Consider the following 15890-nt stretch of genomic DNA (forward strand, 5'->3'; position numbering starts at 1 on the left):
GCAAACCGGCAAGACGCACACTACTGCCCCAGTCAGAACTATTGGAAATAAAATCCCCTAGGGTATATATCCTAACTTTTTCAGGGTCTACATATTGCCACTTGCTCTCTAAGCGCACCCACTTCTCATGGCTATAACTATTTTCATTACTACCGTTGTATAAAACGCCTGATGAAAAATTACCAAGCGCGCTGTTAAAAATCCCTTCTGCCGAACCTGAGAAAATACTCTCATCATTGGTAATGGTGTGATACATGCTGTAATTCAGAATTGCAGCATTTAAAGGTTTCATTTTTAGTAAGTTGGTGTTTGTAGTCGGTTGACCAGTTAAGTCAACAGAATAGTCACTCAACATGCTCGCAGGAACTTGTAAGTTTAGAGACTGCTCATTTTCCAGATACTTAAACTGGATTCCTTTCAGTTCATTAATACATACCCATTGGCTGTCAGGGATATGTTCATCCATTTTCAGTCTTAAGGCTTTTAAGTCATGGACGCGTATATATAATTTTCTATCTTGATCTTGATGTACCGATATTAAGTCGGTAGAAGTATTAGAATTGACAGAAATATTTAAAAATAGTTGTATATAGCCTTTATCAGAACCAGAGGTCTGAAAAGCGGCGTTTGAAACTTCCGGAATATTAGGCAAAGCGGCATTAGTGTTGTCTTGTAATGATTCAGCAAAAGCATGAACCGGCAAGTACATAACACACAAAGCACTTACGAGATATTTCATATGTGCCTCGTTAAAGAGATGCTGGCTTACCGTTAATATTCAATGAAATATTATATTTATGATCAGCTTGGAATTTAAAATCTGGGCTAATATTAAAGTTTCTTGATTTTCCTGAAAGAATATAACCATTTACGGTATTTACTTTAATCGGATAACTTTTATTTGAAGTAGTATCAACAAGTGTTAAATTATTTAAAAGCGCGTGGCGATTACCCACATTGCTAATAGTAAGATAAGCATTGTTTTGTTCTTGCTGTATTGACCAACTCAGTTTTGTAATCGCATCTTTATTCACTACAAATACAGGTAATGATGAGCGAAGTAATACATTTACACCTTGAGATGCTTTACGGCTATCGATAGGTTTTGGTAATTCATCAAGAATAATACGATAAGTTTTTTCACCAGAAATTGGTTCTGGCTTAATACGGACTACACGCAAATTATAAGAATCATTCGGTTTTAATTTTAAGAAAGGTGGACTAATTGCAATATCATCTGTTGGAATTAATTGATCTTGTCCAGCATTCTGAGTCCATTCAAATATACGTATTTGTAAGTCAGCACTTTCGTTCGACTGATTATATAAACTAATTGAGGACGCAGATTGATCACTCAATATTTCAACACTCACAGGAGAAAGACGTATTGAGGCAGCATTTAACATACTAGGCAAAAATAACAATAAACTTGTAGCAACAAAGATATTTTTTTTCATAACTTGCCCAGAATTACTTTTCTCAAATTAATCTAGAGCTAGCTCTTACAAAGAGCTAGCGACAACAATAAACAGAACTTATTTAAAAAATTAATAAGTCACAGTCACAGTTACTGTGTCAACATAGCTACCAGCGCTTGGCAAAGCTGAGCCAGCAGGGATACGGCCATATACGTTCACTGTTTGTACTGTACCAGTGCCTGTACCACTATAAGCTGTTGTTGCAATACCAATTGCTGTTGCACGGTTAGTATCAGAGAAAAGGTTATAAGGGATATATTCGTTACTTGTTGCTCCACCAATCATACGGCGTTGAGTAGTCTGAGCATTTTTACCTGCGTCAAACGCCAAAGTCCATGGCACAGTGTTGTTACATAAAACTTTAATTGCAGTACCACCTGTAGTAGTCGTATCTGCATCTACATTGCTCGCAAGAGAACTTAAAGTACCGAAGTCTAAGATTGCATTTGCAGTTGTGCCTGTAGCTGAGGTATTAAGTACACAGCTATTCGTAATAGTGGCTTTAACAGTTAATGTACCAGTAGCCGTTGCAGCATTTGCAGCGGTGATAGACATTAAACCCATAGCAATTGCAGATAAACCGATGAGAGATTTTTTCATGATTGAAAACCTTTTTACATTACGCCAATAAGAATTAATAGATGTAAAAACTAGCCTTCCCCAATCCAATCACTAGCTTCTTTGACTGTTTTTTCAAAGCGTCTTTTTTTTTACTCTACTGTGCGCGCATCATACAAAAAAACAACAAAAATATAGATATTTATTTCATTTTAAATATCTATTAACAAGTTAAATTTCGATGGATTTCTCAATTATGAGTATTTATATGGTATACACCACTTTTTAAAGAAATTTCCGGTAATTTTATTCAATTTTTTATTAGTTTTATTAAAAAATCATAAAAATTCATTAGTTAAATTTTACCATCATTTTTTATATTTTATTATTTTTAGAACTAACATTAGATTAAAAGATTAAAAAACAGACATATTTATAATTTTATATATTTTAAATGAATAAGAAATTAAAATTTAATGAATAAGAATTCTAAGAGTTTAGAACATGTTTTGATTGATTTCCTTAACTTTAGAACAAGAGAAAATTATTTATAAAGAAAGAAATACTTGCTTAAGTATTTCTGAATACCAAATGAAAAATGAACCCCAACACCCCACCTACCATCGCAAAGCTAAGTTGAACATAAGCCTTTCCGTACCAAGCCAACTTATTAAATGGATAATTTTCGCTATATTCATCAATGATCAAAATATTTTTTATGTCCCAAGCATGAAATCCTTTAGGTCTTACTGCAAAAAAATCAAGAATAGGTGTGAAGCCTAAAATAAATAAAATACCTAGCAAGGGATAGACAATACTTCCTGGAAAAATAGGTTTCTTTTTTTGTTCCATATCATCAAAAATGATCGCAATTGCAACTAGACAAGATTCGACTAAAGCAACTTTTTTAAAAGTTTCAAAATCATAACCTAGATAAAACATTAAAACTAATAAAAATACATCAGTAAAAAAAACAGAAATTGTTAATAATTTCCAGCTCATTCCAATTCCCTACTTAATTTTTAGAGTGCTATATAGTTGTAATAAGATCGGTCTAAAATACTATATCAATCTACAAATATTACCAAAAAACAAATCTAAAAAATATCAGATCAACAAGTCAAAATTTACACTTATGATCAAATTACAAGCAAACAAGGCTCTAAGAGCCTAGCTAAATATTTAAGAAAACCGTAATAAACATAAAAAAACAATTTTTTATAATATTAAAGCTCGGTTTAAAAAATTTATTTCTGTAATTATTCACATATTTAAAATCAATAAACGCTCATATTAAAAGTATAATATATAAATATTATTGGACTTATTCCTAATCTAAAACTTAATAATATCTAAAATATCCAAATTTAAAAAAATGAGTAAATAGTGCTCTGGGCATATAAGAATATTAAACTTTTTAATCTTAAGCATCTTCGACTACTTTTGATCTCCACCTCATTGAAACTAACAATTCCATACTTGTAGTTTAAGTTGCTTCTTGGCAAGGTATCTAGCAGTAAAACATTAGGAATTTGTTCACATATGGCGAGTCCAGCACAAATTATTCGACATAAATTTCTCAATACATTTTTTTCACGCCATTCTCTCTGGTTCTTATGTATTTTTACTGCACTTAGTATCACTTGGTTCAGAACTGTATATACCCCACATAGTATCTATTATTTTATTTCTGATACTTTACTCAACGGATTATGGGTGCTTACAGGTGTATTGAGTCTATTAGGGTTATATGACGTATTACAGAATAGGCACTCTATCTTAAGAAATTACCCGATCATGGGCCATTTTCGTTTTCTATTTGAAGATATACGTCCTGAAATTCGCCAATATTTCATTGAAGCCGATCAAGATGCACTACCCTTCTCGCGCATGCAAAGAAGTTTAGTTTATCAACGTGCTAAAAATGAAAATGCAGATAAACCTTTTGGTTCAATTATTAACGTATATCAAGAAGATTACCGATTTATTGTTCATTCAATTAGCCCATGTCCACCGGCAGACCCAAAGAGCTTTCGGATTCAAATTGGTAATAGCCAATGCCTTCAACCGTATAGCGCTTCTATTATGAATATTTCTGCCATGAGTTTCGGTAGTTTAAGTGCAAATGCAATACGCGCATTAAACAGAGGAGCACAATTAGGCGGTTTTTATCACGATACAGGTGAAGGTAGCCTCAGTCCTTATCATTTAGAAAATGGTGGTGATATTGTTTGGCAAATTGCCAGTGGCTATTTTGGTTGCCGTACTTTAGATGGAAAGTTCGACGAGCAAAAATTTGCTAAACAATCTCAATTACCACAAATCAAGATGATTGAGTTAAAACTTTCACAGGGTGCTAAACCAGGTCATGGCGGCATTTTACCTAAGCATAAAATTACTGCTGAAATTGCCGAAATTCGTGGTGTCTCACGTGATCACGATTGTATTTCTCCAGCAAAACATTCAAGTTTTTCTACACCAATTGAAATGATGCAGTTCTTACAGAAGTTGCGCACATTATCTGGCGGAAAACCTGTTGGTTTTAAACTATGTATTGGGCAACCTTGGCAGTTTATGAGTATTGTAAAAGCCATGCTTGAAACAAAAATTGTTCCTGATTTTATTGTAGTAGATGGTTCTGAAGGTGGAACTGGCGCAGCGCCAATTGAGTTTAGTGATTATATTGGAACACCGTTACGTGAAGGCCTACGTTTTGTACATAATACACTTGTAGGTGCTGGGTTAAGAGACCAAGTTAAAATTGGTGCAAGTGGTAAAATTATTAGTGCATTTGATATTGCTAGCACATTTGCACTAGGTGCAGATTGGGTCAATTCAGCACGAGGATTCATGTTCGCAGTTGGATGTATTCAAGCTCAAAGTTGTCATACCAACCAATGTCCTGTAGGTGTAGCAACCCAAGATAAAGATCGCCAAAAAGCCTTACATGTGCCCACTAAAGCAGAACGTGTATTTAATTTTCATAAAAATACATTACATGCTTTATCTGAAATGATTGCTGCTGCTGGCTTACGCCATCCTTCGGATATTAAAGCCCATCATTTGGCACAACGTGTAAATGACCGTGAAATTAAAAATTATGCTCAATTGCACTTTTTCTTAAAAGACGGAGAGCTTTTGCAATCTGAACTTAATAATGATGGTGATAATTTTTATTACCGAATGTGGAATATGGCTGATGCCAATCATTTTTAATTTATATTAACTTGATAATTTGAGCATCATAGTTAAGTGTGATGCTCTTTTCTATTTTAAACTTATATGTGATTTCTACTTAAATTAGTTTCTTATTTTAGTTTGTATTTAATGTATTTTTCACCTACTATTAAAGTATAAATAATATACATGCTTTAATTTTATTAAATAAATATCCTCAAATTGTTATAACAAGAAGGTGTATTCTCATGTTAAAGAAAACATTCATTTCATCTTTTGTCGCATTGGCTGTAGGGTTAAGTAGCTATGCAGTTGCTTGTACACGTGCAGTTTATTTAGGCAATAATCAACATGTTATTACTGCCCGCTCGATGGACTGGAAGGTTGATACGGGTACGAATTTATGGATTTTGCCAAGTGGTGTTGCCCGCGATGGAAGTGCAGGATCTAAATCAATAAAATGGACTTCTAAGTATGGCAGCGTTATTGCAACTGGTTACGAAGTCTCTACAACCGATGGAATGAATGAAGCTGGTTTAGTTGCAAACGTCTTATGGCTAGTTGAATCTCAATATCCTGATGTAAAAAAATCAAATAAACCACTGTTAAGTATTGCCGCTTGGGCACAATATGTTCTTGATAATTTCGCAACTGTAGATGAGGCTGTGAAAGCGCTTGAGAAAGAACCTTATACAATTGTAACTGATAGCGTTCCAGGTGAAACGAGATTAACGACACTACATTTATCTATTTCAGATAAAACGGGTGATAGCGCAATTATTGAATACATTGGTGGCAAGCAAGTTATTCACCACAGCCGAAGTTATCAAATCATGACTAACTCACCTACTTTTGATAAACAATTGGCATTGGCAGAATATTGGAAACAAATTGGTGGTACCGTTATGCTTCCTGGTACAAACCGAGCTTCTGACCGTTTTGCTCGCGCTTCATTCTATATCAATGCAATTCCTAAAAATGATGATATGAAACAAGCACAGGCGTCTGTATTTAGCGTAATTCGTAATGCATCGGTTCCATACGGTTTAAACACACAAGAAGAGCCTAATATTTCATCGACTCGCTGGAGAACTGTTGCAGACCATAAACAGATGCTTTATTTTTTTGAGTCAGCCTTATCACCAAATGTATTTTGGGTTGACTTAAAGAAAATAAATTTTAAAGACGGTAAAACACGAAGACTTGATCTTGGACCTGAGCAGAGCCATATATATGCAGGTGACGCGACATCTGAATTTAAAGTTACGAAACCATTTGCTTTTTTAAGTCCAAAAACTCTTTAATGAGGGGTAAAATTTATCATCTTTAAGATAAATAATATTAAACGTGCTTTCTTGGAATTACATTATGAAAAAAGCCCTATTTTTATTAGGTACTTGTTTACTTACAGCAGCTTGTAGCACAACCTAGTATAAGTCTAATACCACGACAGCAACATCTGAGCTAAAAACAGCTGGTCAGCTTAATTGCTTACCTACAGAACTTTGTCCAAGCTTACTGGTTAAATGGAATGAAAAACAGAAAAATCAAGTTCGTGTAGATGTTCATTTAAGTAGTAGTTACAACTTCTATGATATTAATTCGTTAGTATTTGATATCGATGGAAAGCAGTTTAGTTATAAACCAGCTCAAGCTACTGAGAAAACGAATGTTAGTCGACTTGTTCCTAAGCACTCGACGACATACTTTATTATTCCAAGTCAATTCTTACAGGAATTTAAAAATGCTCAAAACATTAATGTTCTAGTTAAAACTGACAAAGGTATTATTGAGCGCAATATGTATTCTCCGCAGAAACAATCTTCGGTCTATAAAAACTTCGTTGAGCTTTATCAGAGTTTAAAATAATCATCTGATTTAATTAAATGATGCACTCAATCTATTGACTAGGTTGAGTGCATTACTTTTTTAATAATAAAAATGCTTTGGCTTTGCATGTAAAAAGGCTGGAATCAAACCTGTTAAAGCTGCACGTATATCTGCACGCTCATTAATTAATTGATGAGACCCCTCTTCAAGCATTAATAAGGTTTGAAGCCTAAACTTACGGCGAATAAACTCAATGTTATAACGCCAATCTACTGTTTGATCTAATGCACCTTGCGCTAACCAGACAGGAATACGACAAGCAGGTCGTTCTTCCATTTCCTGCATCCATTTCGACATTGCCAAAATCCAGTCCATCCCCATCATGCGTGGCTGCAATGGGTCTTTTAAACGAATAAAACGTAAAAATTCAGGATTATGATTATTACGTCTAAAGTGCCTTGGTACTTGGCGTTTAATGCGGCGGATAATGCCAAGTCCCACTGGATTATGCCACCATGCTGTTTTAGCTGGGCGAATTAAAGGTGAAAGTAATAAAACTCTATCAACAATTGGATCTTGGCGTTTTTCTGCATACTCAAGCAAATGATGCATCCAAATTGCACCACCCGTACTTTGACCTATCCCTACCCAAGGCTTAGGTAACTGATCTGCGTGTTTAACATATCGATAAACAGCCATCATAACCTGTTGATAATGATCAAAATTTTGAATACTTGCTGGTGAACCATTACTTAAACCATGACCAGGTAAGTCATAGGTAATTACACTAAAACCCTGTTCAAGTATTTCACGAATAATGGGCTGATATATTCCACTATGTTCAAGATAACCATGTAATAAACAGACAGTTCCTTGTACTTTGTCTAATTTAGGTTTAAAAACTTGAACATGCAGACGGAATAAAGGCATTTGGACATAGCCTTGCCAGTGATCACAGTCGAGTAAATGTAAACCGTATAATTTGCGATATGCTAAAAGTTCACGAGAAGGTTCTTCTAATGTATTTAAATTAAGAGGACTTAAAACTTGCGGAGTGAGATCACGGTTAGGTACCGGTAAATCTAATTGTTTTAATACGGCAGGATTGAGAAATGGAATCTCAGACATTAAGGCACCTCTCGACAATCACTTGAACCAAATAGCATGTCACGAATTGTCGCAAGTAATTCATAATTTGCACGACGACTATGATCGTAATTTTGTACACTCGGTTGCCAACGTGTAAGTGCTGTTGGCATTGGGGCAATAACAGGAATCGTTTCGATACCATTCAAGGCAAATAAGCGACGTGTACGCGGCATATGATATTCATCTGTGACTAACATTACCGTAGGAGCACCACCTTTCTTTTGAAGCAGTAACGAACTAAAACGAGTATTTTCACAAGTATTCATACTTTTTTGTTCTAATAACTTTGCATCGACCCCACGCTTTTTTAGCCATGCCTGCATATAAGGTGCCTCAACACCACTCAACACAATCGGCAGGTCATTTTGTTGCTCAACTTCTAACGTTTTTTCCAGTCTTAAACGTGTATAACTATTAACTACAATGTCTTTGCCATTTTTATCTAAAGTTAAACCACCACCTAACACCACAATTGCATAAGGTTCTGACAGTTTTTTTGGTTGAGGTTGAAGTGGATTTTTACTGACATCTTCAACTTTCTGCTCAGGCTCGCTTACCGCTTTTTGATGCTCGGGTACTACAGGTTTTCTTGCCAAAAACTCTGTGTATTGTTCTGTAAGCGCTTTATTTTCTGAGCTGTTAATAAAAAGTGCTTCATCAATAGGACCACTTGTTTCATCAGCTGCATCTATTTCTGAGTTTTTAGCAACTAAAGGAACACTTACAGCTGAAGTTTCTTGCTCTTCTTCCATTTCTTGTTCTTTTTCTTCTAAAAGAATAATTTGCTGCAAAGCTTTATAGTTTTCTTGTATGTAGCCCAAATCTGCTGCTTTTTTCTCACGTAAAGCATCTTCGGTCAACTTTAAATAAGCTTGACGAGCAATCCATAAATTTGAACCTGGCTCTAAGTTATCATGTTCACTTAAGGCAGCTTTTCTCTGGCTTTCCGCAGCCACTTCATTTACATCCACAGGCACAAAATAGTTAAGCCCAGCTACAATAAGTTTTGAATAAAATGGTGAATATAAAAAAACTACGAAACAGCCTAATAGTACAAATAGCACAGTGACTACTTGTACAAAACGTACCATTAAATGTACTTTTGGCATAAAACTATTCCGTATGATTTTCAATTAAACCTAAACTGTTATAAAGCACAGGTTCTGGTTCTAACATAACATGGAAATGCTGATCAACATCATGCTGTACAGCCTGATAAGTTTTCTTCACATCAGCAAGAGATGCATTGGCATAATTCACCAAAACCAATGCTTGTTTGTGAAACATACCCACCACACCCAACTGCTTACCTTTCCAACCTGCTTGATCAATTAACCAACCAGCTGCAATTTTAACGTTACCGTTAGCTTGAGGATAATGTGGAATTGTTGAAAATTGTGTGATTAAACGTTCAAATTCTTGCTCATTTACTATTGGGTTTTTAAAGAAACTTCCTACATTTGGATATTCTTTAGGATCAGGAAGTTTACTTTGTCGAATGTTAATAACCTGATTTTGTAAATTTTCAGCAGTTAGATTGTCTCCAACTGCCTGCTTTAAATCACCATAATTTAACTTTAAATGAGGCTGCTTAGGTAATTTAAAGGTGACATGCGTAATGATGTAGCGTGTCGGATCATCTTTAAAAATGCTATGTCTATAAGAAAAATGACAGTCTGCTGCTAAAATTGATTTGATCTCTTTAAACTGTCGGTCATAGACTTGCACTGACTCAATGAACTCACCAACTTCAACGCCATAAGCACCAATGTTTTGTACTGGTGAAGCACCAACTAACCCTGGAATAAGTGCTAAATTTTGCAAGCCATACCAGTTCTGCTTAGTACTATATAAAACAAAATCGTGCCAAACCTGCCCTGCACCTACTTTAACTTGAACAAAATCCTGATTTTCAGATAAAACTTCTATACCTTGAATATCAAGATGTATAACTAGCGCATTAATCTGCTGCGGCAACAACATATTACTACCGCCAGACAAAACAAGTACGTTTAACTCATGCTGTTTAGCAAAATCCAAAGCAGCTTTAATATCTTCGATAGACGTGATTTTAGTGTAATGAGATGCTGTCACATCTAAACTTAAAGTGTTGAATGGCTTAAGCTGTACTTGATTTTGAATTTGCATTGTATTGAAAAACCTATTCCTAAACATTCAACTGTTTTTTTAAGATATTAACCCACGCTAAAGTACTTGATTCACATTGGTCAAGTACACGCTCAAAGCCTTCCTCACCACCATAATAAGGATCAGGCAAAGCTTGTTTTGGATATTGCGGATCATGCTCACTCATTAATGCAATTTTTGCTCGAATTTGATGACTGCCAAATTGAAATATCGCGTTTTGTAGCAAATCGTGAATATCTTCAAAGTTTTGATGATCCATTGCCAAAATCAAATCAAAATCTAAAAAATCTCGAGTTGAAAGTTGTCTAGCACGTAAAGATGACAAATCATAGCCTCTTTTTTTAGCATGCATTTGGCTACGCTGATCAGGTGCTTTATTTGGATGATAATTACTCGTTCCAGCCGAATCGACGATTACATTGAGTTGATGCTTATCACAATAATGTCTGAAAACCACTTCAGCGGTGGGTGAGCGGCAAATATTTCCTAAACAGACACATAAAACCTTATATTGTGTTTCCATTAGAAATTAGTTCCAAACATTTGAATTACATAAAAATAAACAGATTGCTTGCAAAGTTACTGCAAAATTCCGACAAGCTACAAATCTGGCCAAGTCTTTCTTGACCCTAATTGCCTGTTGCATTTTGTCAAAACTCAGTTGGGTTGAAAAGGAAAATAATGTTTATCAATAGATTAAAAGTTGATAAATCAGGCGATAAAGTCGCTAAACTTTTATTTTGAATTTAATTAGAGATAGCAATCATATTTTGAATAAAATCATATTCAATTATAAAAGCCCTACTCATAGGGCTTTAGATAAATCATTTTTCTGAACTCATTAACTCGATCATTTCCTTCGTTGGCCTTAAGCTACCTAATTGCCACTGCTCAGGTGGATATTCATCAATACGAATCCAGACATGTTCCCGAAAAGCAGGATTACCTTTACCTTCTATTTCTACAAATAAGTCTGTTATGCGTTTAAAAAGTTCGGCCTTACTGTCTTTATCGAGTAAACCTTCTATAGTTTGTATATTTATAAATGGCATAATGCTACCTGAATTAACTCTAGGTCTAAATTAAAGACTCATCCTAATTGGAGCCTCCTCTAATGTCAAATCAATTTATTCCAGAACATAAATTTCCCGTAGACGTCTGTGGGATATTCAAAATTACAGAAATATTGAATGACAGATGGACGATCTTATTATTAAGAGAAGCTTTCTATGGGGTAACGAAATTTAATGATTTTTTAGAAAATACAGGTATATCAAAGCAAGTTTTAACCGATCGTCTCAAACATCTTGTCCAATTAGAAATATTCGAGCTATCAATTTATAAAGAAGTTGGCGTACGAGAGCGTAAAGAATATTTACTCACTAAAAAGGGTAAAAGCCTAAATATTGTTCTACTCGCGATGCTTGAGTCAGGTGGTAATTTTATTGAAGAAGGTAAAGATGTAGTCAAAGTTTTTGATAAAAGTACCGATGAAGAACTGAAATTAAAACTTGTAGATTCATCTAATCAAGTTATAGATTTGAAGAATTTGGAACTTAAACTCATCCATTCTAAAAAATAAATTTCTACATCTTAAGTTCAGTGATGCAAGTTCGAAAGCTATCATATTAAAAATAAAAAAAAGCCTACTCTTTCAAGTAGGCTTCCCCTTATGACTTTTGCGCTGATCATTAAGGTTTATTGTTGTTTAAAGCAACCCCATGATCTTACAGAAATACTTAAAAATAAAAAAGACCTTTCGGGTTTACTAAATCATGCCCTTGTAAGACTATTCAACCACCTATCAGGGCACTTATCTTTACGATTTTATTTATAAATTAAAACTAAGAGATGAGCTCTTCTGTAGTGTTTACCTTAGCAAAAGCATTCCTAAAAATCTGGTTGTGATGATCAATTATATATTGGGCACTTAAATGTATTGAATCAAATGTAGTATGTGCATCAGAGGCTACCATTATTTTATATCCAATCTCTGAGGCTACCATTATTTTATATCCAATCTCTGAGGCAGCTCTAATAGTCGTGTCTATACAATATTCAGTTTTCATTCCAGTTACTATAATTTGTTTAATATCAAGTCTCTCTAACAGTTCTTTTAAGTCCGTATTCTTAAAGCTACTCGGATAAGTTTTCTCAATAACAAAATCTTTATCTGAATTAAAAGATAAGTCTGCTATTAGTTGAGTATTCGGACTATCTGGATCTAAGGGTGTATTTTTGTCACCCACATGACGGACAAAAATAATGGGTCTGTTATTCAATCGGTGATGTTCTATTAGCTTAAGAATATTTGAAAGTATGAGTTGATGGTTACAAGGTTTCGACTCTGCATTGAATAGGCCATTTTGCATATCAATAACAAGTAAAGCTGATTTTGAGTTATGACTTTTATCCATAATCTTTCTCTGTAAAAAACCAATAATGTGCAGAGAAAAATAAACCCAGCCATTATTGGCTGGGTTTGGTTATCTTATTAAGTCGCTCTAATAAAAAATCACACGCAGCCTTTTCTGAAGGTCGTGGTGGTGGTATTGATTTTTTTTTAGTAAACAGTTCATGAATTAAACTTGCTCATCATTAAAGCGCAAATAAACATAGCATAGTTTTTTCTCAAAAAACAAAGCTTATTTACTTAATTGAATGTAAGTACTCATAGGCTCCTTTTTCATTACTCTCCAGCTTAATAACAGCATCCGTTTCGTCATTTAGTGTCAAATTAAATATTATCCCATTCTCATAAGAAATTTGATGGCCCATTCGGAACTCAGAATCAAGTGATTCAAAAATAATAAATTTTCCCTCGCTATTTGAAGCGATATAGTAAGTATTGTTCCGATGAACATATCTAATTGTATACATCAACATGTAAATCCCATCTCAAATCAATTATGCTTTTTCTTGAAAATAAAAAGACCCATTTTCACTTTTCATTAAAAAGTCCTAATGGAAAAGGCGCTTAAACCTAAAATAAGAAACAGTTATTTGATCATATTTCCTACTTAGTAACGTCTATACAACCTCAACGCGAATTAAGATAAATAATTATTTAATTCAAACTATTAAAAAATGAACTCCTCCCTTTTACTTTCTAAAATCAATTATTTGGCTTTTTCAACTTATACTATTAAATTGATATTACAGAAATACTTAATAATAAAAAACCCCACCATTAGTCGATAGTTAGCAGGGTACATGGTAAAAAATTTGCTTTTAGCAGGTTATTTCAATTTAGAATTTTTAAAAAATTTATTTATTTTTAAATAACTTATCAGTCGTATTTCTATCAATTTTACTACGATGTCCATTTTCAAAGTATCGATCGACATGACATAATTTTGTTTTGGTATCACAGAACACACCATTTGAGAGTGTAAATGCTGAAGTATCAAAATCGCCTTGAGAGAAAGCCTTATTCGCCTTATAAGGACCTAAGTATTTAGTTGTAAGTTTTTTTGAGATACCTTTTTTGTCTGCGCATATGTATTTGTCACAAATTACACCCTTTTGAGGTGAAAATACACCAGAGTTGTTTTTTGCCATCGCTACTGAGCTAAGCATGAAGCAACTACATCCAATGATACTAAGTAAAATTTTAGAAATTTTCATTTTTAGAACCGAATAAAATTATTAATTGTTAAGGCATTATATAAATTAGAAGCTTGCCAGAAAATCTCTACCCGCCTATAAATAACAAAAAGCCCACCATTCAATGCCTTTTTAAATAACTTATGCATCATCTGCACATCCTTCTCGAACCCAAACAGATAAAAATAGTGTTTATGTCATCTAACACCCAACATAATTGCCCTAGAACTACTTTATTTTAAGGTGTCCTGTGCTAAGTTATTTAAAGATTGAATCTTATAGAACCATTCGACAATAATGTTCAAGAATAAGGAAATAACGTATATGAGCCATTTTCAGTTTCAAACCGTTCCAAATATCATTTCTGGCTTAGGTTCTATACAAGAATTACAAAATGTTTTGTCTTCAAAAGCTTACCGTAAGTTATTGCTAGTCACCGATGCAGGCATGATCAAAAATCAATTACATCTACCCATTCTTCAAATTTTAAATACGCTCAACATTGAATATGACATTTATGCAGATGTTCAGGCTGACCCACCAGAACAAGTGGTCTTAGATGCAGCCAATTATGCAAAGCAGCAAAATGTAGATGCCATTATTGGCTTTGGTGGTGGTAGTTCTTTAGATGTTGCAAAAGTAATCGCTTTACTCGCGCACCCCGACCAGACTCAAAGTTTGCAAGACATGTATGGCGTAAACCAAGTCACCACAGCTCGCCTTCCACTTATTTTAATTCCGACCACAGCTGGTACAGGTTCAGAAGTAACACCTATTTCAATTGTGACTACTGGCGAGACAACAAAAATGGGGATTGTCTCTCCAGTACTGTACGCCGACATTGCGATTCTTGATGCTACTTTTACTCAAAACCTTCCAGCACATATTACCGCTGCAACAGGTATCGATGCGATGGTACACGCCATTGAGGCATATACCTCTAAACATAAGAAAAATATTTATACCGATATTTTAGCTAAGAATGCTTTGAAGTTACTAAACCATAACTTACCGAAAGTTCTTAAAGATGGTAATGATTTAGAAGCACGTCAAAACATGCTGTTCGGTTCAATGCTGGCAGGTCAAGCGTTTGCTAATTCACCTGTTGCGGCTGTACATGCTTTAGCTTATCCACTGGGTGGACATTTTCATTTATCGCATGGACATACCAATGCCTTAGTTCTGGTTGAAGTTTTAAAATTTAATGCGCCGAATGCAAAAAAATACTATGCGGAACTTATGCAATGGTTAGACCCATATAGCAATGGCAGCACTGATGGCTTGTGTGATCTGTTCATTGACCATATGCAGAACCACTTAGACCGTAGTGGCTTGACCTTAAAACTTAGAGATTTGGATATTGATGAGTCGAGCTTACCTCGGCTTGCTCAAGATGCCATGTTGCAAACTCGCTTACTACAAAATAACCCACGAGACATGACAGAAGCCGCTGCTTTGGCAATTTATCAGGCAATTCATTAATGACTAAACCAGTTTTAAAAAATCGAGATCAATTTAAGTTCTTTTTAGACATTCAAACGCGTTGGGCAGATAACGACATCTATGGTCATGTGAATAATGTGACTTACTATAGTTACTTTGATACAGCAGCCAATGCTTTACTCATTCAAAAAACAGGTTTTGATATTCATGAAGCAAAATCAATTGGGTTAGTGGTTGATTCAGCTTGTAGCTTTTTACAAGAGTTATCATTTCCAGAAATTATTCAAGTAGGTGTTGCGATTGGTAAAATTGGTACGACTTCTCTACGTTATGAATTAGCGATCTTTAAACAAGGCCAAGATCAAGCTTCAGCTCAAGGACATTTTGTGCATGTGTTTGTAGATCGTGAAACGCGTAAGACTGTGCCCATTTCTGAGTCAGTCCGTGAAGCTTTAAAAAGTTATTTATTATAAAAAATGGGGCAAAAAGAAAATGATCTGT

General features: G+C 34.6%; 16 protein-coding genes and 2 pseudogenes. 6 read left to right on the forward strand and 12 right to left on the reverse strand.

The annotated features are described in order from the left end of the window. The 4 genes and pseudogenes from ACLCEG_RS18360 to ACLCEG_RS18375 form a co-directional block, all read right to left on the reverse strand. Positions 1–709, reverse strand: a pseudogene (locus ACLCEG_RS18360) (fimbrial biogenesis outer membrane usher protein); the annotation flags it as partial. 40 nt (positions 710–749) lie between these two features. After that, positions 750–1457, reverse strand: a complete 708-nt coding sequence (locus ACLCEG_RS18365; protein ID WP_151750365.1) for a molecular chaperone — start codon at positions 1455–1457, stop codon at positions 750–752. 90 nt (positions 1458–1547) lie between these two features. Beyond that, positions 1548–2078, reverse strand: coding sequence for a spore coat U domain-containing protein (locus ACLCEG_RS18370; RefSeq protein ID WP_213033480.1), 531 nt, complete (start codon positions 2076–2078; stop codon positions 1548–1550). A gap of 528 nt (positions 2079–2606) precedes the next feature. Further along, complete coding sequence (locus ACLCEG_RS18375; protein ID WP_410568687.1) at positions 2607–3038, reverse strand: hypothetical protein; 432 nt, start codon at positions 3036–3038, stop codon at positions 2607–2609. A 540-nt stretch (positions 3039–3578) separates the two neighbouring features. Here ACLCEG_RS18375 and ACLCEG_RS18380 point away from each other — a divergent pair. The 3 genes and pseudogenes from ACLCEG_RS18380 (at position 3579) to ACLCEG_RS18390 (ending at position 7082) form a co-directional block, all read left to right on the forward strand. Then, positions 3579–5252 (forward strand): FMN-binding glutamate synthase family protein, encoded by a 1674-nt coding sequence (locus ACLCEG_RS18380; RefSeq protein ID WP_410568689.1) that lies wholly within the window; start codon positions 3579–3581, stop codon positions 5250–5252. A gap of 209 nt (positions 5253–5461) precedes the next feature. Further along, positions 5462–6517 carry a linear amide C-N hydrolase gene (locus ACLCEG_RS18385; protein ID WP_004701100.1) on the forward strand — a complete coding sequence of 352 codons (1056 nt, stop codon included), beginning with the start codon at positions 5462–5464 and terminating at the stop codon, positions 6515–6517. Positions 6518–6578: 61 nt separating this feature from the next. Continuing rightward, positions 6579–7082, forward strand: a pseudogene (locus tag ACLCEG_RS18390) (hypothetical protein). 60 nt (positions 7083–7142) lie between these two features. Here ACLCEG_RS18390 and ACLCEG_RS18395 read toward each other — a convergent pair. The 5 genes from ACLCEG_RS18395 to ACLCEG_RS18415 form a co-directional block, all read right to left on the reverse strand. Further along, the gene (locus ACLCEG_RS18395; protein ID WP_410568691.1) at positions 7143–8171 is read right to left on the reverse strand and encodes an alpha/beta hydrolase; all 1029 of its coding nucleotides are present in this window, start codon (positions 8169–8171) and stop codon (positions 7143–7145) included. Then, on the reverse strand, positions 8171–9301 hold the full coding sequence (locus ACLCEG_RS18400; protein WP_077166163.1) for a YdcF family protein: 1131 nt from the start codon (positions 9299–9301) through the stop codon (positions 8171–8173). The genes ACLCEG_RS18395 and ACLCEG_RS18400 overlap by 1 nt, the downstream gene beginning before the upstream one ends. A 4-nt stretch (positions 9302–9305) precedes the next feature. Then, positions 9306–10340 (reverse strand): UDP-N-acetylmuramate dehydrogenase, encoded by a 1035-nt coding sequence (murB, locus tag ACLCEG_RS18405; protein ID WP_077163374.1) that lies wholly within the window; start codon positions 10338–10340, stop codon positions 9306–9308. A gap of 19 nt (positions 10341–10359) precedes the next feature. Then, positions 10360–10863 carry a low molecular weight protein-tyrosine-phosphatase gene (locus ACLCEG_RS18410; RefSeq protein WP_004701092.1) on the reverse strand — a complete coding sequence of 168 codons (504 nt, stop codon included), beginning with the start codon at positions 10861–10863 and terminating at the stop codon, positions 10360–10362. A gap of 301 nt (positions 10864–11164) precedes the next feature. Next, positions 11165–11392, reverse strand: coding sequence for a tautomerase family protein (locus ACLCEG_RS18415; RefSeq protein WP_077163375.1), 228 nt, complete (start codon positions 11390–11392; stop codon positions 11165–11167). A gap of 62 nt (positions 11393–11454) precedes the next feature. Between ACLCEG_RS18415 and ACLCEG_RS18420 the strand changes: the two genes are divergently transcribed. After that, positions 11455–11922, forward strand: coding sequence for a winged helix-turn-helix transcriptional regulator (locus tag ACLCEG_RS18420; protein WP_191010050.1), 468 nt, complete (start codon positions 11455–11457; stop codon positions 11920–11922). Positions 11923–12184: 262 nt separating this feature from the next. Here the strand turns inward: ACLCEG_RS18420 and ACLCEG_RS18425 are convergent, their stop codons facing one another. The 3 genes from ACLCEG_RS18425 to ACLCEG_RS18435 form a co-directional block, all read right to left on the reverse strand. After that, the gene (locus tag ACLCEG_RS18425) at positions 12185–12757 is read right to left on the reverse strand and encodes a cysteine hydrolase family protein (protein ID WP_410568694.1); all 573 of its coding nucleotides are present in this window, start codon (positions 12755–12757) and stop codon (positions 12185–12187) included. A gap of 232 nt (positions 12758–12989) precedes the next feature. Further along, complete coding sequence (locus ACLCEG_RS18430; RefSeq protein ID WP_031944961.1) at positions 12990–13220, reverse strand: hypothetical protein; 231 nt, start codon at positions 13218–13220, stop codon at positions 12990–12992. Positions 13221–13607: 387 nt separating this feature from the next. Then, entirely contained in the window at positions 13608–13967 is a 360-nt protein-coding gene (locus ACLCEG_RS18435) for a YcgJ family protein (protein WP_191106203.1), read from the reverse strand. A gap of 303 nt (positions 13968–14270) precedes the next feature. Between ACLCEG_RS18435 and ACLCEG_RS18440 the strand changes: the two genes are divergently transcribed. Together ACLCEG_RS18440 and ACLCEG_RS18445 are read left to right on the forward strand one after the other, a co-directional pair. Beyond that, on the forward strand, positions 14271–15428 hold the full coding sequence (locus ACLCEG_RS18440; RefSeq protein ID WP_410568696.1) for an iron-containing alcohol dehydrogenase: 1158 nt from the start codon (positions 14271–14273) through the stop codon (positions 15426–15428). Continuing rightward, on the forward strand, positions 15428–15862 hold the full coding sequence (locus ACLCEG_RS18445; RefSeq protein ID WP_031983137.1) for an acyl-CoA thioesterase: 435 nt from the start codon (positions 15428–15430) through the stop codon (positions 15860–15862). Before ACLCEG_RS18440 ends, ACLCEG_RS18445 begins: the two co-directional genes overlap by 1 nt. Positions 15863–15890 lie beyond the last annotated feature (28 nt).

This window comes from Acinetobacter sp. H1(2024), assembly GCF_046557555.1.
In the GTDB taxonomy this organism is placed as follows: domain Bacteria; phylum Pseudomonadota; class Gammaproteobacteria; order Pseudomonadales; family Moraxellaceae; genus Acinetobacter; species Acinetobacter seifertii.

Coding starts and splice junctions, on each gene's coding strand:
- ACLCEG_RS18365 (WP_151750365.1), bottom strand. CDS start 1,457: ATGAAAAAAAATATCTTTGTTGCTACAAGTTTATTGTTATTTTTGCCT.
- ACLCEG_RS18395 (WP_410568691.1), bottom strand. CDS start 8,171: ATGTCTGAGATTCCATTTCTCAATCCTGCCGTATTAAAACAATTAGAT.
- ACLCEG_RS18385 (WP_004701100.1), top strand. CDS start 5,462: ATGTTAAAGAAAACATTCATTTCATCTTTTGTCGCATTGGCTGTAGGG.
- ACLCEG_RS18370 (WP_213033480.1), bottom strand. CDS start 2,078: ATGAAAAAATCTCTCATCGGTTTATCTGCAATTGCTATGGGTTTAATG.
- ACLCEG_RS18415 (WP_077163375.1), bottom strand. CDS start 11,392: ATGCCATTTATAAATATACAAACTATAGAAGGTTTACTCGATAAAGAC.
- ACLCEG_RS18445 (WP_031983137.1), top strand. CDS start 15,428: ATGACTAAACCAGTTTTAAAAAATCGAGATCAATTTAAGTTCTTTTTA.
- ACLCEG_RS18380 (WP_410568689.1), top strand. CDS start 3,579: ATGGCGAGTCCAGCACAAATTATTCGACATAAATTTCTCAATACATTT.
- ACLCEG_RS18420 (WP_191010050.1), top strand. CDS start 11,455: ATGTCAAATCAATTTATTCCAGAACATAAATTTCCCGTAGACGTCTGT.
- murB (WP_077163374.1), bottom strand. CDS start 10,340: ATGCAAATTCAAAATCAAGTACAGCTTAAGCCATTCAACACTTTAAGT.
- ACLCEG_RS18435 (WP_191106203.1), bottom strand. CDS start 13,967: ATGAAAATTTCTAAAATTTTACTTAGTATCATTGGATGTAGTTGCTTC.
- ACLCEG_RS18400 (WP_077166163.1), bottom strand. CDS start 9,301: ATGCCAAAAGTACATTTAATGGTACGTTTTGTACAAGTAGTCACTGTG.
- ACLCEG_RS18425 (WP_410568694.1), bottom strand. CDS start 12,757: ATGGATAAAAGTCATAACTCAAAATCAGCTTTACTTGTTATTGATATG.
- ACLCEG_RS18375 (WP_410568687.1), bottom strand. CDS start 3,038: ATGAGCTGGAAATTATTAACAATTTCTGTTTTTTTTACTGATGTATTT.
- ACLCEG_RS18430 (WP_031944961.1), bottom strand. CDS start 13,220: ATGTATACAATTAGATATGTTCATCGGAACAATACTTACTATATCGCT.
- ACLCEG_RS18410 (WP_004701092.1), bottom strand. CDS start 10,863: ATGGAAACACAATATAAGGTTTTATGTGTCTGTTTAGGAAATATTTGC.
- ACLCEG_RS18440 (WP_410568696.1), top strand. CDS start 14,271: ATGAGCCATTTTCAGTTTCAAACCGTTCCAAATATCATTTCTGGCTTA.